The sequence below is a fragment of the Microvirga aerilata genome, assembly GCF_016743775.1.
Taxonomy (GTDB): Bacteria; Pseudomonadota; Alphaproteobacteria; order Rhizobiales; family Beijerinckiaceae; genus Microvirga; species Microvirga aerilata.
Map to the genome: position 1 here is coordinate 1 of NZ_JAEQMY010000055.1, position 19,007 is coordinate 19,007.

Here is a 19,007-nt window from a genome sequence, read left to right on the forward strand (position 1 = left end):
GAAAGCTATACAAATGAGCACCACCCGCGTCTTTCTGCTCGCCTCCTCCCTGGCTCGGCTGATCGAGAAGGAGAGGGAAGGGCGTCGTATCCAGCAGGGCTACTTCCCGGATCGTTCTGAGCGAGGCACTCACGTGCAGGTGGAGGGGACCATGGGTCATCTCATCCTGGTCACGAACGGCCCCCATGGACCGGTAGAGGAGGCGACAGGCATTCCGCTGTCCCATGCTGAGACATTGCTTGAACTGACTGCCGGACGGGTCGAGTACTGGGCCATCCTCCTGAGCATGGGGGAGCAGAGGGCTGCGATCCTCCGCTTCATCTCACCGGGGCCGCTCGATATGATCGCAGTATCGTTCGAGCAGGACGAGCAGGCGCGAAGATTCCAGCCGCTGGCCTGGTTTGGTCCGGAGGTCACCGCAGACCCAGGCTACCAGACCCGCTCGATTGCTGTGACGGGCCTGCCTGCTGTTCCTGAGGTGGAGGCCTCCAACAATGCTCTCAACAGCCTGCTGGATACCCTGGACAACCGGTTAGGTGGACAGCAGCAGTCGCAGCCTGCCCGAGCCGAGGAACTAATTGCTCCTCAACCGGGGGCTTCGGCGCCCTCTGAGGTGAGCTCAGAGGATGAGGACGACACCGACGACCTTGCCATTGAGGACAGTGTCATTCGGGAACTCGCTCGCTCATTGCGCCCGCGGCGCTGACACGCCTGAAAGGAGTGTTCAAACCCGTGAGATCGTGAAGGGACCGCCCCCTGCGGGCGGCCCGACGGATTCCCGGGGGTGTCTTGGTCAGGCGGTCTTCAGATTAACGGCCGACTCTTTGCCGGAGCGGCGGTCCGCCTCGACCTCATAGGTGATCTTCTGGCCTTCCGCCAGGCTACGCAGCCCGGAGCGTTCAACTGCACTGACGTGCACGAATACATCCTTGCCGCCGTTGTCCGGCTGAATGAAGCCGTAACCCTTGGTCTCGTTGAACCACTTCACCGTTCCTGTCGCCATGAAACTCTTCCCTTTGTTGAAGCTCATCCAATCGGGAGAAAATCTTAGCAGTAGAATGCTGAGAGTCGAGGGCAGCTTGTACATCCTCAAGAAGATCTGGATCCACCCGGAACCGCACCCCGCCAGCGTCAGCACGGGCAGGGTGCGGAGCAGCCTATGCCCGGGCAGCCCTGGCGTAGGTCTTCACGAACTCCGCTGTGAGAGCCCGTTGCATGTCGTCAGACAGGGGCGTGGGATTGGCTCTGTTCCATGCTCTCTGCTCCCGTTGGACAAACCGCTTGCGCCTGCTCCTGATGTCCTGGGGCAGATGCGCGGACAAAGGCTCAAAGTTGCGACGCAGTTGAGCCTCTGTTCTCTTCCGGTAGGGCAGGGCCGCCTCTGCTGCTACAGCTGCGGTGATGTTGTCCGGCGTTGGGTCCGGATGGCGAGCTTGTGCATCCGCTTCAATCTGATCGAACGCTCTTCGCTGAGCTGCATAGTGCTCCTTCAACCCAGGGGCGTGTTCAAGCAGATAGGCCTCGCGCGCCGCATCCCAGTCTTCCTGCCTGCCCCTGGTCAAAGGAGTCCGCTTGCCTGGATGGATTAGCATCGATGAAGGTCCGTAGATCTGGCCGTGGAGGTCTGCATCTCGGATCTCAGCGTCGCCAAGCCACTGCCGGGCCTGCTCCAAGCTGCTAAACGTGTGCTCCATCTGCGTGAAGGGAGCAGGCCTTTCCCCGGGAGGCAAGTCGACCAGAAGCTCGGCCGTCCAGGTTGCGCTATCAGTGTCACCGCTGCGCACCAGGCTGGCGATGATCACCCCATTGAGCAGCACGTCATAGCTGCCAGGTGCGAGCCGAGAGAGCTTGGTCGTGAACCCATAAAAAATCTTTTCTTTGCAGTGAGTTGATGATTCACTCCCGGTTTCGGGAGGATCTGATGCGCCGCCATGAGCTGACTGATTTCGAGTGGAAGATCATCGAGCCGCTGTTGCCCAACAAGCCGAGGGGTGTGCCGCGGGTGAACGACCGCCGGGTGCTCAATGGCATCCTCTGGCGCTTTCGCACCGGCTCGCCCTGGCGCGACATCCCCGAGCGGTATGGACCCTCCACGACCTGCTACAATCGGTTCGTGCGCTGGCGCGAAGCCGGCGTGTGGGACCGCATCCTGGACGCGGTCTCGGCCGCTTACGACGGTGATCTCATCATGATCGACAGCTCCTGTGTTCGTGTCCACCAGCATGGCGCGACGGGTAAAAAGGGGGCGCAGATGGTGGCATGGGACGTTCCCGTGGCGGCCTGAGCACCAAGATCCATGCGCTGGTCGATGCTGAAGGTCGCCCGATCCGCATTGCTCTGACACCCGGTCAGGCCCATGACGGCACCGCAGCCGAGGAGCTTCTGGCGAACTTGAAGCCGGGCGCGACCCTGCTGGCCGACAAGGCTTACGACAGCAACGCCATTCGCCAGCAGACCCAGGAGCAAGACGTCTGGGCCAACATCCCGCCCAAGAGCAACCGCAAGGGCTCATTCGTCTTCAGCGCCTTTGTGTATCGCTACAGAAACCTGGTCGAGCGCTTCTTCAACAAGCTCAAACAGTTCCGCGGCATCGCCACGCGATACGACAAGAGCCCGGAGAACTTCCTGACCGCCATCAAGCTGGCCTCAGCTCGCATCTGGATCCGCAGTTATGAGTCCACGGCCTTGTAGGTCATGTCTATGCCGTTCTTTCCAAGCCTGTGCAGTTTACGATGATTGCAGTCTGGATGGCATCCCCAATGCTGGTTTCAGAGGAACCAACAAGTTCAACCATTTTGTAGACATGATCCAGGAAACCCGCATGCTGAGGATTCGGCAGCTAAGCCTGTTGGTTAACTGGCCTCCCAAAGAGAAACGCCCCAGCTGAGAAGGCGGGCGGGCCTCTCTGCCAGGGCGTGAATGGAACTGTCTCCAGATCCACAAGCCAATCTATTGGTAGGATGCTTACCCGTCAAAGAGGTGCTTGACCTATAGTTAAGTTAGAAGCACCCGCAGCGTGTCGGAGGTGCCCATCAAGGTGAGGGAGGATCAGTCTCGCGTCTGGAACGATGCTGGCTCAAAGCAGCCTGGAAACGGCATGAGGGGTTTTGTGCGCCTGTAGAGATCAGGATGCCTGGGGATGATGCACATCACTACATTTTTAGTGTCGAGGCCGTATAGGGCAGGGGTACTTAACCTCTCGTTAACCCTGTTCGCAGACCATACTCGCAACAGGCCCATCACAGCACATTCGAGGGTCTGGTTTCTGAACAACCTTTCCATTCCAGAGGGCGCCTTCACGCGCTCCGTGCAAGGCATTTCATCATGGGTCGACAGCCTCTCGTTTTGCTTGTTTCTGGTGACCGGTTGGCCGAGATGACCACTGCCAACAGCTTAGTTAGCTATGGCTATGAGGTGCTCTTCACAAGAACTCTGGAGGAAGCCCGGCACCTGCTGTGCACGAACCCGCGCATCAGTGTTCTGGTCATCGACACCGATCTCGGGCAGGCAGGCTGCGGCCTCTCGTTGGCCAAGAGCGCACGCGTGTCCGATCCTGATCTCAAGGTGATCTACACCTCACGCATGCCCTTCAGGCTCAAGGATGCCGAGAAGGTCGACGGGGCTCCGTGCTTGGGTGCTCCTTACCGCTCCCACCAACTCGCGGGTGTGATCAGCCAACTTGTTCGCCGGGCCGTGGCGGAGGAGGAGGTATACGCGGCATAAGGACATACAAACCAGAGCGGCTAGGCCCTGTGATCGCCCAGAGCAGGGGAGGTCTGCATCCGGCCTCGTTCCAATCTATCGACATGGATGGGAACATCCAGGGCTTCAGGTTCCCACTTCCGGTACTGGCTGATCAAACCCTGCCATGATGCTCGGAATCTCAGCGAGAAGCTCGCGCGCAAGGAAGCCAAGACGGCCGCGGGCACGAGCCAGGCGGTTGCCGGCCTCGCCATGGAGAAAGACGCCCCATTGCGCCGCCTGCGCTGGAGGAACGCCCCGCGCCAGCAGGCCTGCAATGATGCCCGCCAGCGTGTCCCCAGAGCCCGAGGTCGCCAAGCCGACATCGCCGTCGCTGTAGGACCATCTCTCCCCGTCCGGTGAAGCGATGTAGGTGTGAGCTCCTTTGAGCGCCACGACACAGCTGAGAAGTCGTGCGGTCCCGCCGGCGATCTCGGCCGGGTTGCTGAGAACCGCGCTCTTGCTGATACCGATCAGATTGGCCATCTCGCCCGCATGAGGCGTAACGACCATCCGGCCGCCATGGCGCGCAAGGACACCTCTCAGGTCCTTCAGCTGGCCTAATGCTCCTGCATCTAGGACGAATGCTGGACCGGGATCACAGGTGAGGATGCTGGCGGTCAACGTGGCAGCCCCTTCCTCGTCGATCATACCCGGTCCGATCAGAGCCGCGTCACAGCGGGCAATCCGCTCACGCAAGAGAGGAGCCGCCTCAGGGTCAATCTCGCCTGCTCCGGTTTCTGGCAGCCCGACGACCAGCGCCTCAGGCACAGCGAGGCCCAAGTGGAGCGCAATGCTTTGGCAGGTTGCAATCTGGAGCTTTCCAGCACCGGCACGCAGTGCTGCGGTTGCGGCAAGGAGCACCGCGCCCGGTACAGCCAAGCTGCCGCCGACAACAAGCACGCGGCCGCGCTGGTCTTTATCTCCGTCCTCTGCCGGCTGTGGGAGCGGCAGGCCGCGGAGGAGGTCCGTGGTGATTGCGGTTTCTTTCATCGCACCGCCACTTTGGCGTCAGGCTCCGATGTCACCGGCGCACCAGCCTCCTCGAGTGGAGCCACAAAGTTGTAGCAGTGCAGCCTCAGTTGACCGTGTTCGCCGATGCTCCGGTCGAGGCGGTACTCGGTAACAGAGCAGTTCGCCACATCTCCCTCTGCATCGATTCCCAGGATCTGCTGCTCCGTCATGTTCTCGAGAAGATAGCGCAGGCACAGAACGACAACCTGATGCCCAACAATCAGCACGCGGCATCCGCTGTGGTGCAAGGAGATGGTGTCGAGCGCGCTCCTCAGGCGCAGGATGACGTCGCACCAGCTCTCCCCACCAGGCGGCCGATGATAGAACTTGCCCAACAGCCGCCGGAACTCGGCCTGTTCGGGATGGAGCGCCTCGATGCCTGACCGGGTCAGGCGGTCAAGGGTTCCGAATTCCTTCTCGCGCAGGCGCTCGTCAACCACAAAGGTGTGGCGCTCAGCGCAGACGCCGCCTCCGGCTGCAATGATATCGGCAGTCCGTTGCGCCCGCAGATAGGGCGAGGTGAGCACGACGTTCGGGCGCTCGGCTGCGGGGAGAGCGGCAAACCAGCGTCCCAGGGCTTGCGATTGCTCCTCGCCGAGCACACTCAGGGGTACGTCCACGTCTCTGTCGGCGATGTCGATGTGGGACAAGCCCGCAGCATGGGCAGCATCGCGAGCGACGTTGCCGGCGCTCTCCCCATGACGCACGATCCAGAGCCGCTCCGGCCAGCGCTGTTGCATCTTCTGAGATCCCCACGTCAGGCAGCATCAGATACGGATCAGAACGTCAGGCTTGGCCATAGGTTCCTGGCGTAACTGAAGGATACAATCAGGACAAAAATGCTCTGCTGCCACCGTGACAGCTTGGAACGAGATTAACATAAGTTTGTTTCCCCGCATCGTTAAGCTTCACAGCAGGGCAGGGGCAAATGACATTATCGTTGCAGGGTGGGGGTACGACACTGGCAAAACCTGTCCGGGATCATATCGGACAACACCTGCGCAGCCTCTACAATGAGGTGGTCGGAAACCAGCTTCCCAAAGACTTGGCCAAGCTGGTTCAGCGTCTGGAGCGGGCCATTCAGGCCCGCCATGAAGTCTCGGACCCGGCCTTCATGGCCGCGTTGATGGAGTTCGTTCCGCATTTGAGGCGAATGGCACTTGCACGAACACGCCACGCCGACCAAGCCGACGATCTGGTGCAGGAGACCATCCTGAGAGCTTGGGACAAGCGGAGCAATTTCCATCCGGGGAGCAATCTTGAGGCATGGCTTTTCACGATCATGCGCAACCAGTTCTTCTCGGATTGCCGCAAGAACAAGTGGGAGGTGGAGGACAGCGACGGCAGTCATGCCGCTGGCCAAATAGCCTTGCCGGAGCAGGTTGATCGTCTCGAGATGCAGGATATGTCCGCTGCTTTGGCGAAGCTGCCGCGGGACCAGCGCGACGTCATCCTCCTAGTCGGTGTTGATGGGCTGAGCTACGAAGAGGCCGCGAAGGTCACAGGTGTGGCCGTGGGAACCATGAAGAGCCGGGTCAATCGTGCCCGCACCCGCCTTGCTCATCTTCTTGGGCTGGAGCGTGAGGGTGCCGGCGCTCACCGCCTGGCATAAAACTAACTGAGGCCTTCATCATCCCTCAGGAAACTAATGGCGCCTTTGCCCACCGTGGCAACCTGATCGTCCTAGCTCTACCGGTGATCGCGGTGACACACCATCAGTTACGTCACCCCACGAGGCATGCCCCTATGCTCAAGCCGGAAACCGAGACGGATCAGGAGGCAGATGACCTTAGCATTGAGGCCGCGGTCATTCGCGAGCTGGCGCAGGCTCTGCAGCTGCAGCGGGGCAGATAGACCCCGGCACGTCCACTCTGAAGCCCAATTAGACAGCTCCTGGAAGCCTTGCTACAGGGCGCCGTGCGCAGGCTGGATCCGACCCGCTGCCAGAGAGGGGGGATGAAATGTCCGACTGTTTGCACTGTGAGATCAATCAACTCGTGCAGGAGCGCTTTGAGCGCGGTGACACAGACCTCGTCGAGATGGCCTCCATGATGGTCGAGAGCCTTGCCGACTTGATCCTGCTTGCGCCTGAGAGCGACCGATCCAACTTGATGGCGCATGCGCTCTCGGCCTTCTGACAAATCGTCTTGTAAAAGAGCGGCGCACTCGAAGACGGCTCCACCGCCACCCACTAAGGCCAGCAGAACGCCTCCTCTCGGCTTAGCCCACCCCGGCTCCTTGCAACACGGAGTGTTGGCTCCGATTGGCACCTACTCCGAGCCTGTTAGAACACTCCCATACTCAGACCTGCCGCGAGGGCGGCCCCAAGCTCTTCACAGCGCATCAGATCGTCTGGGGCGATGACCTTGGGAGCAAGGATTGCTTCCGGTGTCTGCGCGTGGGTGCAGACGATCAGCGGATCAGCGATCGCTTTCAACCGCCATCCCGTCGCGATGCGTTCCACTTGACGGGCCACGTTGTGACCGTCGCTGCCGGCGCAGATCAGCATCGCGTAAGGACGCCCGCTGATGCGATCAAGGGCCGGATAGTAGGTCCTGTCGAAGAAATCCTTCATCAGGCCGGCTATCGCCGCCAGGTTCTCGGGCGTGCCAAAGAGGTAGGCGTCAGCCTCCAGGAGATCGGAGGCCTGAGCATCCGGCGCTGGACGCAGGCGCACGCGCACCGTAGGCTCTGAAGCTGCGCCACGGGCCGCGGCCTCGACCATCTGACGGGTGCCTCCGGTCATGGAGTGTTACACGATCAGAAGCGTTTTCGTCGGGTCTGTTGGTATAAGCATCCGCTCAGTTGCTCTCCACTCTTCCTCAGGTCTGTTAACCGTCTGGTAACCACCTTGAGCGCCGAATGAGGCTGCTTCGAGGGGCAGAGCCGCCCACCCCAGTTCATTGCGGCTCCGTTTCGTTTTGCTGCCCCTCGATCTCGCTTGTGCCTGCGTGGGTGCCGTGCCTCCTCACGGTCTCTCTGGAGATACCCCAGCGATGAAGAAGCCAAGGCCAAAGCATACTAAAGCGAAGATGAAAGCTAAGCAGGGCAGGGTGCTCGTGGTGACCTCCGGCAAGGGCGGTGTCGGCAAGACCACTTCGACAGCGGCACTGGGGGCAGCGCTGGCGCAGAACGGCCAGAAGGTTGTTGTGGTCGACTTTGATGTCGGCTTACGCAACCTCGATCTGGTCATGGGCGCCGAGCGGCGCGTGGTCTTCGATCTGATCAATGTCATCAAAAGTGAAGCCAAGCTTACGCAAGCCCTCATCCAAGACAAGCGCCTCAATACGCTGGCCCTTCTGCCCGCCTCCCAGAGCCGGGACAAGGACACCCTGACCGAGGATGGGGTCGCACGCGTTATTGCCGAACTGCGAGCGCAGTTCGACTGGGTGATCTGCGACAGCCCGGCTGGGATCGAGACGGGAGCCACCCTGGCCATGCGGCATGCGGACGTTGCCGTGATCGTGGTGAACCCGGAAATATCCTCGATCCGCGACGCTGATCGCATCATAGGCATGCTTGATGCCAAGACAGCCAAAGCCGAGAACGGGCAGCGCATCGACAAGCATCTGCTCCTCACCCGCTATGATCCGGTTCGTGCCCGGCGCGGTGAGATCATGACCGTGGAGGATGTGCTGGAGATCCTGTCCATTCCTCTTCTCGGCATTATCCCGGAGAGTGGAGAGGTGCTGCGATCCTCGAATGTCGGAGCGCCAGTGACTTTGGGCGGCCCCGGCACTGCACCGGCTCAAGCCTACCTTGAGGCGGCCCAACGGCTGAACGGTAGGGGTACTGAAATCGTCATCTCGAGCGAAAGGCCGCGCCTGTTCCAGAGGCTGTTCACCCGACGAGCTGCCTAGACTCACTCGACCGCATCACATCTGGTTAATTTGATGCTGCCTGAACGCAGCAATGGTACAGAATATAATTGAAGTTCTCCAAATTCACGAGGAGCTCGGATGGGAACATCATGCGTACGTGATCTTGACCCAATCCAGGCAAGCTCTTAGGTCATCATCTTTCAAGTTCATAGTTAGCGTATGAGATGAAGCGCAATCCCAAACCTTTCTCTGTTGAGATCAAGAAGTCCCGTGGTCCCAATCAGCATCATCAGCTCTTGCCAAGGCGCTTGTTTGAGATGACGCCGGTCGACGTCACACGGGTGTTCCAGAAAGAAGAGACGCAAACAACGGCTGTTCCACCTCCCGTCCCCCGCATTCTGCCGAGCATCGTCGAGCCTGTGTGGAGCAATTCAGAGCCCCTTGAGCCTGTCCACCGCAAGCACTCTTCAGTGGAAGCCAACCGGGGCCAAATGGAGTTCGACCTGAATGCGAGCACCTCTGGCGGCGCGATGGACATGCCCGCAGAAGAGTCGGAGCTTGCCGGAGCCATGTCGCAAGCCGACGTTGCTCCTGCCTTTGCAGAGAAAGCAATACCCGTCCAGGACGATCAGCCGGCACAGGATGGAGGTGCGAGGGCGAATTCACGGAAGGCACGCAGGAAAGGGCCTGAACGGGTTGAGCCGGTGACGGCCTTCGGATCTGTGTCCCAGCCGGAGCAGGTGCCTGAGGCAGAGACCATTGAGTCACTGCCGACCGAAGGTCCGCTCACGGTCCCCAATTGCAGACAGGCCAGGCGCCGGACCGCTGCTGCTGAACTTCCGCGCCATGAACGCTGGAAACGGCGCCTTCACGCCGCTGCATGGTAAGAGGCCCTGCAACATAAAGACAGCTCCTTGCCCTGCAGCACGCATCTATGTTACATAACCTTGGCAACGCGAAACGGCTGTAGCCGCAAAGTTAGAATGTCCTGATTATGCTAAGCACCGCATGACGATTGTCATGCGGTGCTTAGCGCTTAGGCTGGCAGTTTACGAACAGGAAGTGGCTCTGCTGAACTGACATCAGGTTTAACGGGAAGCAACCCACTTATTGAGCACCCTCGACGTACGATAGGGCGTTCGCATTAGAGTCTAATGTACGAACCGGATCGAACGGTGTCTACGCTGCATGGATAGTTCACTGCGGGTCGTTGCTTTGCGAGCCCTACTGGCAATTCTGATAGCCCGCTTCCACTTGCTGCGACTAAGATAAACATGCTGCCCATGGGCAGCATTCGTGGCCGGCGTGACACCGCGGCTTCGTTGAACACTATTTTTCTCCACTTGCTTCGAAATATGGGCGGGTGCCGTAACCAGAGCCGCATAATTCACCCCGACAGATGCCAGGTGGACACGAGCCCGTCGGCAATACTCAGCACTGAGTGCGCTCATCGTCTCGGATCCATGCCCGGCGCGGTATTTCATAAGTGTCCGGCAAAGATCTCCACTGGCCAGGCGCCACGCCTTGGCAAGATAACCAACACCATAACGAAGGTTGGTCTGAGGCTGCGCCAGATCGGCTGATGTGCCCTGGAATCCGAGCAACTCGGCTGTCTTCGGTCGCACCTGCATCAGCCCGATCTCGCCGACACTACCGACAGCTGCCGGATCGTATCGGCTCTCGATCCGCACCACAGCGTCGACAAGAGCCGGAGGAACGCCATTGGCTTCTGCCTCATGGGCAATGGCAGGAAGATACGCGGAACGATCTTTCAGGGCACTTGACGGAGTATCAACTGCTAATATGTCTGAGGTTTTAATGAATTCAGGTTCGGGAGGCCGTGGAAGGGATGCAAGCTGCCGATCAACATTGATGTCATCGACGTTGAAGTCAGGGTGAGCTGAGCTTGAACCTGCATGCATCAGCAGGAAAACAGTCGCATACGCAAAATGACGCAAACTGAACATTGCCAAGGTCCCTCTGGGCTGGCCGGATACTCAGCTTTTCGGAAAAGTATTGAGGGTTCGTTTATGCGAGATGCCGTGTCGGCAATGTCGCAGGCCGCTCACGGGGACAAAGCAAAAGGCTGAAGCTGCTCCAACAACAACGTTCCATCTACTGCTTCTATGCAGCATCTCGGGTGCAGTGGCTTCAACCACTCTGCCCCTCTCCGGGGTGAACGGCCGCCGGCCCGTTGGGTTGAGGCCGAGTGGAAATCATGATTTGGGCGGGAGAGGCAGATCTCAAATTCCGATCATGTCGGGTGCGCCGCAGTCGCGCGGCTTATCTTGCACACCGCGCGCTTTGGACAATCTGAAGCTGCAGGATCAGCAGGTCCGGCATTCAAACGCCACAAGAGAGCGCTGCCTGATCGTGGCAACGCTCATCTGTTTTCCAGCTCGCGGGCACTTTATTGAGCTGATACCTTCACTGGCTCGAAGAACTCTTCGGCAGTTGGTTCTTGTGCTGAGAGAATGCTGGTTTCCTTTGTTGCTTTCAGGAGACCAGACGTCTCAAGCAAGCGGCTGAGAGCAACAATGACTTCGTCAGCAGCAGAAACGTTGTTTGCTTTCGTGACTGCCCGGGATTGGTCCAGCATATCAAGCACCGCTTCAACCTGCTGGCTGGACAGCGGCACCTCAATGGTCGCCTGCAAGCCATTCAGCGCAATATAGCGCCACTCATATGTGAACTCACTGGTCACCTCGGGTCCAAACCACGTCGGAACCTCGAAGCCTTCTGCCTGCTGGACGTCGTCGAACTCGACGGTGATGAGGTCAACGCTGCCGGATACACAACACGGTCAAGCTGGGTCCGGTGGCCAAGGCCGGGTTGGGGAGGCAACAGGAGACGGTCATAAGAGATCTGCCCAATGCAAAGACCAAACAAAGCCTCGGCATGTTCCCGCGGAAGCGGGGCTAGTTTCTCCACCGCATCCCCTTCTGGATTGTTGCCTGATAAGACAAAGTGAGCTTGATCAGCCTCCAGCCGAATAAGCTGGTCTTTGCCGGGTTGAGACGAGAGATAACCCTCGACGACCTGACGGTCGACCCCCCGCTCTCTCGAAATCAGGCGAGCGATGCATGGAGAAACAAGGAAGCGTCGAGCATTCTTCATGGGAGCACCTGCAAAATAACGTGATGAAACGCAGGGCCCATGGTCTGCTCGAACCTGTTTACAAACGATTACGGCAACACTTTCCTAGAGTTGACACTTCAAGTGAAGCGCAAACAAAAAAGCCCTGGATCGCTCCAGGGCTTCTTCTTTTTCCGTTGTGTGCGAGGACTTAGAAGTCCATGCCACCCATGCCGCCGCCCATGCCACCACCTGGCATCGCCGGAGAGCTCTCGCGCTTGGGAGCCTCGGCAACCATGGCCTCGGTGGTGACCAGCAGACCGGCGACCGATGCTGCATTCTGCAGAGCCGTGCGAACGACCTTGGCCGGATCGACGATACCAGCCTGGAGCATGTCCACGAACTCTTCGGTCTGCGCATTGAAGCCGAAGGTGTCCGACGCGGTGTTGTCGTTGATCTTGCCAACAACCGTGGAGCCCTCGACGCCGGCGTTCTCGGCGATCTGGCGGATCGGAGCCTCAAGCGCGCGCAGCACGATGTTGATCCCAGACTTCATATCCGGGTTGTCGCTGGAGAGCTTGGCAACCGCGGCCTTGGCGCGCAGCAAAGCCGTGCCGCCGCCGGGAACGATGCCTTCTTCCACCGCAGCGCGGGTGGCGTGCATCGCGCCTTGGAGCAGTCGAAGCTAGCTGCCTGAATGGGCTGCCATACGGCAGCCAGCATCAGCACAGGCAGGCCAGCAAGCCAGAAAGCTTTCCTGTTCATCGGACAATCCTTGAATCCTGACTTCAGGGAGAACCGCTCCAGCCCGCAGAAGCTCCCTGTCAGACGGATCCAATTTGAAGCAGGGTCAACTGCAGGTGAAGGGTGCTTCTTTGGCATGGACGGCAGCAGCAGGAGCCTCTTGCCCGGGATTACCGAAAAGGGGGTCGACCTGGGCAAACCTATCCTTGTGCTCCGTCTTGATGTTTCGCTGCTGTTCCAGAACTTCGCCCAGTTTCAAAGCGTGCCTGGGATGAGTTCGTATGCAGGATGAACTCAGCGCATCGGCTCCCAAGCATCATTGCTGGAGCGTTGGTGTTACCTGCATTGATGTTCGGCATTGCTGAGAGATCGCACACCCGTAGACCTTCGACACCGCGGACGCGCATCCTTGAATCCAGAACAGCCATGGGATCGCCCGGCGTACCCATCCGGCAGGTTCCACTCGGATGATAATTGGTTTTCACGAAGCGACGGCAGTGCTTGATGATGGCATCATCACTGAGGTCGCCCGGATCAGGAATGGCAATGGACTTGATCCGCTCAGCAAGAGGGCTTGTTTGAAAGGCACGCAGGAAGAAACGCTGCCCATCCGCCATAGCAAGGGCGTCGGCAGAATCTTTGAGCAAGTGTGGCGACACCAGGGGCATGTCATCCGGATCGGCCGACCGCAGCCGCACGAAGCCCCGCGATTTAGGCTTGATCAAAACCGTTGTCACGGTCAGGCCGTAGGTGTCCTCAAGCAGACTCTCGCTGCCGCGATCCAGATAGACGATCGGCACGCAGAAGGCTTGGATGGTTGGCTCCGGCTCCGGACTGGTCGGATTGACGAAGGCACCGGCCTCAAAGCCCGTAGACAGGATCCTTCCGGTCTTGAACAGCTTGAAGTGAAGGCCGTTGAGCAGCATCCGCCAGCCCACACCCTGCCTGTAGTACCCGTGCGGTCCACTCGCAGTCGCGATGAGTGGAACCTCAGGGTGATCAATAAGGTTCTCGCCGACACCGGGCAGGTTAACCAGACAAGGGATTCCATACGCCTTGAGCTGATCGGCTTGCCCGATTCCAGACAGCATGAGCAGTTGTGGGGTGATCAGGGATCCAGCCGCGACAATGACCTCGCCATCGGCGAACACCTGATGATCGACACCCTTCCCATCACGGTAAGTGACACCTGTCGCACGACCATTCTCAATCTCAATCCGGCGCACCCGCGACCGCAAGCGGATCGTGAGGCGACGATCATTGGCGAGAGGCGCCAGAAAGGCGTAGGCCGCGCTGCTGCGCCTCCCGCGCCGGTTCATGAACTGGTAGAAGCCGACGCCGTGCTGGTTCGGCCCGTTGAAATCGTGGGTGAACGGCACACCAAGAGCCTGTACCGCCTGCACGAACCATCGCGAGAAATCGTCGATATGCCCCGGATCTGAGACCTGCAGAGGTCCATTGGCACCATGCAAGTCGTTGTAGAGGCGGTCATTGCCTTCCATGGCGCGGAAATGTGGCAGCACGTCTTTCCATTGCCAGCCAGGATAGTCGTTGTCGCCGCGTAGGCTCTCGTGCCACTCCTCGTAATCGGAGGGTCTGCCGCGGATATACACCTGCGCGTTAACCGACGAGCCTCCACCGAGAACGTTGGCTTGGGGAATGTCGTGTGCTCGTCCCCCGAGGTGGTCCTGCGGCACGGTATGATGATAGCGCATATACTTGCTGTTGCGGATCATCTTGAAGATGCCTGGGGGCATATCCAGGAGCGGGTGACGATGGGAGTACCCAGCCTCCAGAAGCAGCACGCGTGCACCGCCTTCCTTCATCAGGCGTGCTGCTGCAACACAACCTGATGATCCGCCGCCGATGATAATATAGTCAAAACGCTCCGGCATTGGTCTGCTCTCCCGGCTCAGATGGACTCTACGGGCTGTTTATCCTTTTTCGACAAGGGGAACGTCAATCACTCCGCACTGCTGCACACTTTGGATCAACGCTACCTGGCGATCGGGATTCCTCTGTTCTTAAGATATCTCGGCATCACGCTGCAGGCGAGCGGGTGAGGCTCGAGATCATCAGACCAACCGGCTCCTGGCGGCATTGTGGCGCGCCAAGCCCTCCACCTCTCAGATTTGTTCGCTTTCGTGCGTAACGAGAACGGCCGAGGCTTGCGCCTTCCGATTCAGGGTGGAACCCTTAGGCGCAGGGCCTTCCTGTAAGGCCAGGGTGACCTGCCTCTTGGCTCTCATCGGCGCTTCCCTGAGGCCCGCCCGCTTGAGCCATTGCTGAAACTGGAAGTTGGCGGCCTGCTGCGCCTTCCTCTGGGTCTCCTCCGCCCCTTGCAGCTGAACTCCGGCTGAGGCCGGCACATCGTTGAGATACCAGCGAAAGCGACCCTGGTCGCTTCCGTTCGGAACCCGATACACCCGCGCAAAGATATGACGATGCAAACTGCCGACGACATCCTCCGGGTTGTTGTCGGCAGGGATTGTTGGCTTCCAGCGCAGGGCCATCTCTCACCTCCCTCGGCACTCACACTGGCTACACGGCGAGGACTAACGAGATGTTACTGGAACTGCCGCCAGGGCATTCAGGATCCAGGGCATCAATGCCGTAGCGCGAGGTGTCAATCATTGCTGGGCTTTTCCTGACCATGTTGTGGCTGCGGCTGGCAGGTGACACGTTCCCACTAGGCGTCTGCCCGGGCCTCGACTGTGTGACTGCCTCGGCCATCGCTCTGATAGAACTGACCTGGCTGAATGCCGGGTGCGTACTTCTGCTCGACCCAGCCACGCGGGTCGTCATGCGGGAACTGGTAGCCGACATGGCCCAGTTTCGCCGCTCCAGCATAGTGTCCGTCCCGCAGATAGGGCGGCACCGGGATCATAGGCTGTGATTTGACATAAGCCATCGCAGTCCCAATGCCCCGGCAGGCCGAGTTGGATTTCGACGCCCGGGCAATATGCAAGGCTGCATGCGCCAAGACGATCTGAGCTTCCGGATAGCCAACGTGCTGGACAGCCGTGAGAGCGGCCGCGGCGGTCTGGAGAGCGGTGTTGTCAGCCAGGCCGATATCCTCCGAGGCGTGGATGAGAATGCGGCGAGCAATGAAACGGGGATCCTCCCCGGAATGGATCAGGCGGGCCAGCCAGTAGAGGGTGGCGTCCGGATCCGAGCCACGCATCGATTTGATGAAGGGAGATCGTGTCGTAGTGATAGTCGCCTCTGCAGTCGAAGGGCAGGGGTGAGGCTTGGTAGACTTCATCCACCATAGCGCCGGTGATCGAGATGGCGGAACCAGGCTCTGATCCGAGCACAAGGGTCTCAAGAGCGTTCAGGACCCGGCGAGCGTCCCCTCCGGCTCGGCCGGTCAGCTGCTTCATGGCATCGTCGTCTAGGTGAACGTCCACATCTTTGTGGCTCGCGAGAAAGGCGATGGCCCGCCCCACCACCTGCCGCAAGTCGTCCAGCGAGTGCGGCTCCAGTTGGAAAATAGATGCGCGGGAGACAAGGGCAGGGGTGAGCACGTGACAGGGGTTGCCGGTGGTCGCAGCAATCAGGTCGAAGGTGCCGGTTTCAGTGAAATCAAGGAGATAATCCTGCTGCGCGCCGCTGAAGCGGTCGATCTCGTCGATGAACACCAGGATATCCTTGGCCTGAGCTTCTTGCGCCACAGCCTTGATGTCAGAGACGTTGCTGCTGGCCGGGCGCAGGGAGCGGAACTCCTTCTTCATCTCCTGACCGATGGCCCGGGCAATCGTAGTCTTCCCAACTCCTAGCGGCCCAAAGAGAATGATTGTGCCGAGGCGACCGGCCGGACGCGGCGGCGCAAGGGTCCGTTCGGCCCAAGAATGTGCTGCTGGCCGATGAGCTCGTCGAGGGTTTGTGGACGGATCTCGGCAGCAAGGGGTTTCGGGCGCTGCTCCTGGGCCTTTGCGAAGAGATCTGGTTTCATCACTGGTCATACGGTTTGAATGAGGACGGTGAGCGTACTTCTAATCGATCTGTATGCTTACTCCGCAGTATTTTCGGCGTTCAGCGGGTGGAGATCGCGGACCATCTGGTGCAGGCGGGAGGTGTCGAGATGCGTGTAAATCTGGGTGGTCTCGATGCCCGCATGCCCCAGAAGCTCCTGCAGCACGCGCAGGTCTGTACCGCCTGAATGCATATGGGTGGCAAACGCATGCCGCAGCACGTGCGGGGACACCCGCTCCGGACTGGAGAGCCCAGCCGCCACCGCCGCCTCCTTGATCTCCAGCAGGGCAGCCTGACGCGTCAGGGCCTTGCTGCCACTGCGCACAGGGTGGAAGAGCCACTGCGTCGGCCTGCCATGGGAATATACAGCGGCCAGGGTCTGCCAGTGGGTGATGGCCGCAATGGCTCGGTCATGAAGCGGCACGAGCCGCTGCTTGTCACCTTTGCCGCGGACCATCAGCATGCGGGTGCCAGGGCGGGCGGCATCGGAGGGCAGCGACAGCGCCTCGCTGATCCGCATGCCCGACGCATAGAGCGTCTCGAACAGGGCGGCCCGGCGGGCATAGCCGGCTTGACGGTAGACACCGACTGATGGATCGGCCGCAAGCTTGTGAGCGGTCTCCAGGAGGGCTTCGGTCTCGGCAATGGACAGAACGAAGGGCAGCTTCCTGGGCCGCTTCATGGCCGGCATGGTGGAGGTGGGATCGCGGGAGCCGAGTTCCTCGGCGATCAGGAAGCGATGAAAGTTCCTGATGACGGTGATGCGGCGGGCGATGGTCGATCCGGCGTAGCCCCGCTGATCGAGAGCGGCGATGTAGTCCCGGACGTGCTCGAGGCCGACATCGTCCAGTCGGAGCCTTTTCTCGCCTAGCCAAGCGAGATAACAATTGAGGTCGTCGGTGTAGGTGTCGATGGTGCCGGCTGCGGCACCGAGCTCTGTGGCAAGAGCATCGAGCCAGAGCTGAGCCAGCCGGTGATTAGTGCGCATGAGATCCTCCTGATCAGGAGGAGATTGGCACGGCAGGAGTTACAGATTTCTTGTCAAAATCCTTCTTATGCGAAATGTTATACTGGCTAATGTATGGTATGCTCCAGCGGTATCCGATCGGGCCTTGATCTACTCAAAGCTGCATTGACGCCACTCTCCTCCTACTGTCGTAGAACCGGAGCAGCAGCCGTCGGCTGGGAACTAAGAGCAATTGTGACCGTAATTCGTGATCATTTCGGATATTTCGTTTATTTCGAATATTGCAGTGATCACGCCGGGTGTTATATCACGTTCTGAGCTGAGGGAGCCTGCTATGTCGACATTGCTCGAACGACCTGTTCTGCCGAGTCCGCAGGATGCGGAACTGGCGCTCCAAGCCAGTCGCATGCTCGCAGCCTTCAGGCATGCTGACGCGAACCTCAAGGTGCAGCTCGATGATGGAAGGGTTCTGACACTGCCTCGGGCAGCAACGCACCTGTTGCATCATCTGCTCACAGAGATGGCGCAAGGGAATGCTGTCACCATCATCCCCGTTCATGCAGAGCTAACCACCCAAGAGGCCGCAGACCACCTCAATGTCTCACGACCTTATCTGGTCAAACTCCTCAACGACGGGAAAATCCCGTTTCGGATGGTGGGCACGCATCGACGGGTAAAATTCAGCGACTTAGAGGCCTTCAGAAAGCAGGCCGAGGAGACGCGCGGTGCAGCCATGGACGAGCTTGCGGCTCAGTCCCAGGAACTGGGGATGGGCTATTAAGACGTCCAGTTATACAGTCCTGCTCGATGCGTGTGTCCTTTACCCTGCGCCGCTGCGGGATTTCCTCATTGAGCTTGCGGCTGCGCGTCTGTTTCGCGCCAAACGGCCGGACCTGACCCGCTCCCAGCTGGAGCGGACCCGGGACCTCATGAACCAAGCCGTGCTTGATTGCCTTGTTGAGGATTACGAAGAACTCATCGAGGGCCTTCAGCTCCCAGACCCTGATGACCGACATGTGCTGGCGGCAGCCATCGCCTCAGCGTCCGATGCCATCGTCACCTTCAACCTGAAGGACTTTCCGGTTGGGACTCTTCACAAATACAACATCGAGCTCCAGCACCCTGACGACTTCCTGCATTATCAGTTCGGGTTGAACCACGCTGGCGTTGTGATTGCAGCGAAGAACTGCCGTGCCCGCCTAGAAATCCTCCAAAGACTGCAGCGGATTACCTCGCCATTCTTGAGGCACAAGGCCTACCAAAGACTGTTGCAGAACTCAGCGAATATGCGGACGTCATCTGATCATTATACGCAGGCTGCACCTCTTACCTGACGGTCCAGCAAAGACCTCCATCACCTATTCTCTCTGCAACCGTCAGATCTTTCCTCGTTTGAGACCTCAATGCGAACGGGTCGCTAGCGGCAAGGTTTCTCAGGAAGCTCAGCAGGGTTCGCTGGGTGCATCATTGAAATCGCGTATCTTCCAGGATGGCATTGGTGACAGGTTCTATGAATTCGCCTCGCCGGCTTCGCAATCCCTACAAAATGTTCGGCAATGGCGAAGATGTAGTCTACGTCGTGGTATCGAGATCAGTTCACGCGCAGCTCCGTTAGGAAGCTTGGTCACAGCACCTTGGAAATCCGCAGTAGAGGCGCTAAATGCCTCCCA

General features: G+C 59.4%; 22 protein-coding genes and 2 pseudogenes. 9 read left to right on the forward strand and 15 right to left on the reverse strand.

The window, feature by feature from the left end:
- Positions 1-706 (forward strand): CYTH domain-containing protein (locus tag JKG68_RS23445; RefSeq protein WP_246515766.1); only part of this gene is annotated, 706 nt, incomplete at its 5' end.
- Positions 707-793: 87 nt separating this feature from the next.
- Here JKG68_RS23445 and JKG68_RS23450 read toward each other — a convergent pair.
- Positions 794-1,003 (reverse strand): cold-shock protein, encoded by a 210-nt coding sequence (locus tag JKG68_RS23450; protein ID WP_202063766.1) that lies wholly within the window; start codon positions 1,001-1,003, stop codon positions 794-796.
- Between the two features lie 154 nt (positions 1,004-1,157).
- Complete coding sequence (locus tag JKG68_RS23455; RefSeq protein ID WP_312890934.1) at positions 1,158-1,817, reverse strand: hypothetical protein; 660 nt, start codon at positions 1,815-1,817, stop codon at positions 1,158-1,160.
- Between the two features lie 104 nt (positions 1,818-1,921).
- On the opposite strand from JKG68_RS23455, the gene JKG68_RS23465 reads away from it, so the two are divergent.
- Positions 1,922-2,691 (forward strand): IS5 family transposase gene (locus tag JKG68_RS23465; RefSeq protein WP_202063767.1). Its coding sequence is split into 2 segments (ribosomal slippage): positions 1,922-2,246 and positions 2,246-2,691, totalling 771 coding nucleotides; the frame shifts between segments, so codons are not numbered across the junction.
- Between the two features lie 7 nt (positions 2,692-2,698).
- Here the strand turns inward: JKG68_RS23465 and JKG68_RS34825 are convergent.
- On the reverse strand, positions 2,699-2,839 hold the full coding sequence (locus JKG68_RS34825) for a dodecin domain-containing protein (RefSeq protein ID WP_376773198.1): 141 nt from the start codon (positions 2,837-2,839) through the stop codon (positions 2,699-2,701).
- Between the two features lie 536 nt (positions 2,840-3,375).
- Here JKG68_RS34825 and JKG68_RS23475 point away from each other — a divergent pair.
- Complete coding sequence (locus JKG68_RS23475; protein WP_202063769.1) at positions 3,376-3,723, forward strand: response regulator; 348 nt, start codon at positions 3,376-3,378, stop codon at positions 3,721-3,723.
- A 105-nt stretch (positions 3,724-3,828) separates the two neighbouring features.
- Here JKG68_RS23475 and JKG68_RS23480 read toward each other — a convergent pair whose 3' ends face one another.
- Positions 3,829-4,734 (reverse strand): NAD(P)H-hydrate dehydratase, encoded by a 906-nt coding sequence (locus JKG68_RS23480; RefSeq protein WP_202063770.1) that lies wholly within the window; start codon positions 4,732-4,734, stop codon positions 3,829-3,831.
- Positions 4,731-5,495, reverse strand: coding sequence for a histidine phosphatase family protein (locus JKG68_RS23485; RefSeq protein ID WP_202063771.1), 765 nt, complete (start codon positions 5,493-5,495; stop codon positions 4,731-4,733). The genes JKG68_RS23480 and JKG68_RS23485 overlap by 4 nt, the downstream gene beginning before the upstream one ends.
- Before the next feature lie 188 nt (positions 5,496-5,683).
- Between JKG68_RS23485 and JKG68_RS23490 the strand changes: the two genes are divergently transcribed.
- Positions 5,684-6,367: a sigma-70 family RNA polymerase sigma factor gene (locus JKG68_RS23490; RefSeq protein ID WP_202063772.1), complete on the forward strand. Its 684-nt coding sequence runs from the start codon at positions 5,684-5,686 to the stop codon at positions 6,365-6,367.
- Between the two features lie 349 nt (positions 6,368-6,716).
- Entirely contained in the window at positions 6,717-6,893 is a 177-nt protein-coding gene (locus JKG68_RS23495) for a hypothetical protein (protein ID WP_202063773.1), read from the forward strand.
- A 146-nt stretch (positions 6,894-7,039) separates the two neighbouring features.
- On the opposite strand, the gene JKG68_RS23500 is transcribed toward JKG68_RS23495, so the two are convergent.
- The gene (locus tag JKG68_RS23500; protein ID WP_210346431.1) at positions 7,040-7,501 is read right to left on the reverse strand and encodes a flavodoxin family protein; all 462 of its coding nucleotides are present in this window, start codon (positions 7,499-7,501) and stop codon (positions 7,040-7,042) included.
- A gap of 286 nt (positions 7,502-7,787) precedes the next feature.
- Here JKG68_RS23500 and minD point away from each other — a divergent pair, with 286 nt between their 5' ends.
- Entirely contained in the window at positions 7,788-8,615 is an 828-nt protein-coding gene (gene minD / locus JKG68_RS23505) for a septum site-determining protein MinD (protein ID WP_202063775.1), read from the forward strand.
- Positions 8,616-8,800: 185 nt separating this feature from the next.
- Complete coding sequence (locus JKG68_RS23510) at positions 8,801-9,463, forward strand: hypothetical protein (protein WP_202063776.1); 663 nt, start codon at positions 8,801-8,803, stop codon at positions 9,461-9,463.
- A gap of 264 nt (positions 9,464-9,727) precedes the next feature.
- On the opposite strand, the gene JKG68_RS23515 is transcribed toward JKG68_RS23510, so the two are convergent.
- The 9 genes and pseudogenes from JKG68_RS23515 to JKG68_RS23545 all read right to left on the reverse strand — a co-directional run bounded on the left by JKG68_RS23515 (position 9,728) and on the right by JKG68_RS23545 (position 17,358).
- Complete coding sequence (locus JKG68_RS23515; RefSeq protein WP_246515768.1) at positions 9,728-10,543, reverse strand: lytic transglycosylase domain-containing protein; 816 nt, start codon at positions 10,541-10,543, stop codon at positions 9,728-9,730.
- A gap of 443 nt (positions 10,544-10,986) precedes the next feature.
- Positions 10,987-11,280, reverse strand: coding sequence for a BTB/POZ domain-containing protein (locus JKG68_RS23520; protein ID WP_202063777.1), 294 nt, complete (start codon positions 11,278-11,280; stop codon positions 10,987-10,989).
- 582 nt (positions 11,281-11,862) lie between these two features.
- Positions 11,863-12,318, reverse strand: a pseudogene (locus JKG68_RS23525) (TCP-1/cpn60 chaperonin family protein); the annotation flags it as partial.
- 277 nt (positions 12,319-12,595) lie between these two features.
- The gene (locus JKG68_RS23530) at positions 12,596-14,290 is read right to left on the reverse strand and encodes a GMC family oxidoreductase (RefSeq protein WP_202063778.1); all 1,695 of its coding nucleotides are present in this window, start codon (positions 14,288-14,290) and stop codon (positions 12,596-12,598) included.
- Positions 14,291-14,521: 231 nt separating this feature from the next.
- A complete protein-coding gene (locus JKG68_RS23535; RefSeq protein ID WP_202063779.1) occupies positions 14,522-14,908 on the reverse strand; it encodes a hypothetical protein in 387 nt (128 codons plus the stop codon).
- A 176-nt stretch (positions 14,909-15,084) separates the two neighbouring features.
- Positions 15,085-15,579 carry an AAA family ATPase gene (locus tag JKG68_RS33675; RefSeq protein ID WP_246515770.1) on the reverse strand — a complete coding sequence of 165 codons (495 nt, stop codon included), beginning with the start codon at positions 15,577-15,579 and terminating at the stop codon, positions 15,085-15,087.
- Between the two features lie 73 nt (positions 15,580-15,652).
- Positions 15,653-16,192: pseudogene (locus JKG68_RS33680) on the reverse strand (AAA family ATPase); the annotation flags it as partial.
- Positions 16,171-16,350 (reverse strand): hypothetical protein, encoded by a 180-nt coding sequence (locus JKG68_RS33685; protein WP_246515776.1) that lies wholly within the window; start codon positions 16,348-16,350, stop codon positions 16,171-16,173. The pseudogene JKG68_RS33680 and the gene JKG68_RS33685, both read right to left, overlap by 22 nt.
- Before the next feature lie 57 nt (positions 16,351-16,407).
- On the reverse strand, positions 16,408-17,358 hold the full coding sequence (locus JKG68_RS23545) for a tyrosine recombinase (RefSeq protein ID WP_202063780.1): 951 nt from the start codon (positions 17,356-17,358) through the stop codon (positions 16,408-16,410).
- 313 nt (positions 17,359-17,671) lie between these two features.
- Here JKG68_RS23545 and JKG68_RS23550 point away from each other — a divergent pair, with 313 nt between their 5' ends.
- Entirely contained in the window at positions 17,672-18,118 is a 447-nt protein-coding gene (locus tag JKG68_RS23550; RefSeq protein ID WP_202063781.1) for a helix-turn-helix domain-containing protein, read from the forward strand.
- 148 nt (positions 18,119-18,266) lie between these two features.
- Positions 18,267-18,671 carry a hypothetical protein gene (locus tag JKG68_RS23555; protein WP_246515772.1) on the forward strand — a complete coding sequence of 135 codons (405 nt, stop codon included), beginning with the start codon at positions 18,267-18,269 and terminating at the stop codon, positions 18,669-18,671.
- The last annotated feature ends 336 nt before the right edge of the window (positions 18,672-19,007 follow it).

Excerpts from the sequence above, each read along its gene's own strand:
- JKG68_RS23500 (WP_210346431.1), bottom strand. The coding sequence starts at position 7,501 with ATGACCGGAGGCACCCGTCAGATGGTCGAGGCCGCGGCCCGTGGCGCA.
- JKG68_RS33685 (WP_246515776.1), bottom strand. The coding sequence starts at position 16,350 with ATGAAACCAGATCTCTTCGCAAAGGCCCAGGAGCAGCGCCCGAAACCC.
- JKG68_RS23475 (WP_202063769.1), top strand. The coding sequence starts at position 3,376 with ATGACCACTGCCAACAGCTTAGTTAGCTATGGCTATGAGGTGCTCTTC.
- minD (WP_202063775.1), top strand. The coding sequence starts at position 7,788 with ATGAAAGCTAAGCAGGGCAGGGTGCTCGTGGTGACCTCCGGCAAGGGC.
- JKG68_RS23530 (WP_202063778.1), bottom strand. The coding sequence starts at position 14,290 with ATGCCGGAGCGTTTTGACTATATTATCATCGGCGGCGGATCATCAGGT.
- JKG68_RS23545 (WP_202063780.1), bottom strand. The coding sequence starts at position 17,358 with ATGCGCACTAATCACCGGCTGGCTCAGCTCTGGCTCGATGCTCTTGCC.
- JKG68_RS23485 (WP_202063771.1), bottom strand. The coding sequence starts at position 5,495 with ATGCAACAGCGCTGGCCGGAGCGGCTCTGGATCGTGCGTCATGGGGAG.
- JKG68_RS23515 (WP_246515768.1), bottom strand. The coding sequence starts at position 10,543 with ATGTTCAGTTTGCGTCATTTTGCGTATGCGACTGTTTTCCTGCTGATG.
- JKG68_RS23495 (WP_202063773.1), top strand. The coding sequence starts at position 6,717 with ATGTCCGACTGTTTGCACTGTGAGATCAATCAACTCGTGCAGGAGCGC.
- JKG68_RS23550 (WP_202063781.1), top strand. The coding sequence starts at position 17,672 with ATGTCGACATTGCTCGAACGACCTGTTCTGCCGAGTCCGCAGGATGCG.
- JKG68_RS23450 (WP_202063766.1), bottom strand. The coding sequence starts at position 1,003 with ATGGCGACAGGAACGGTGAAGTGGTTCAACGAGACCAAGGGTTACGGC.
- JKG68_RS23510 (WP_202063776.1), top strand. The coding sequence starts at position 8,801 with ATGAAGCGCAATCCCAAACCTTTCTCTGTTGAGATCAAGAAGTCCCGT.
- JKG68_RS33675 (WP_246515770.1), bottom strand. The coding sequence starts at position 15,579 with ATGCGTGGCTCGGATCCGGACGCCACCCTCTACTGGCTGGCCCGCCTG.
- JKG68_RS23490 (WP_202063772.1), top strand. The coding sequence starts at position 5,684 with ATGACATTATCGTTGCAGGGTGGGGGTACGACACTGGCAAAACCTGTC.
- JKG68_RS23480 (WP_202063770.1), bottom strand. The coding sequence starts at position 4,734 with ATGAAAGAAACCGCAATCACCACGGACCTCCTCCGCGGCCTGCCGCTC.
- JKG68_RS23555 (WP_246515772.1), top strand. The coding sequence starts at position 18,267 with ATGAACCAAGCCGTGCTTGATTGCCTTGTTGAGGATTACGAAGAACTC.
- JKG68_RS23535 (WP_202063779.1), bottom strand. The coding sequence starts at position 14,908 with ATGGCCCTGCGCTGGAAGCCAACAATCCCTGCCGACAACAACCCGGAG.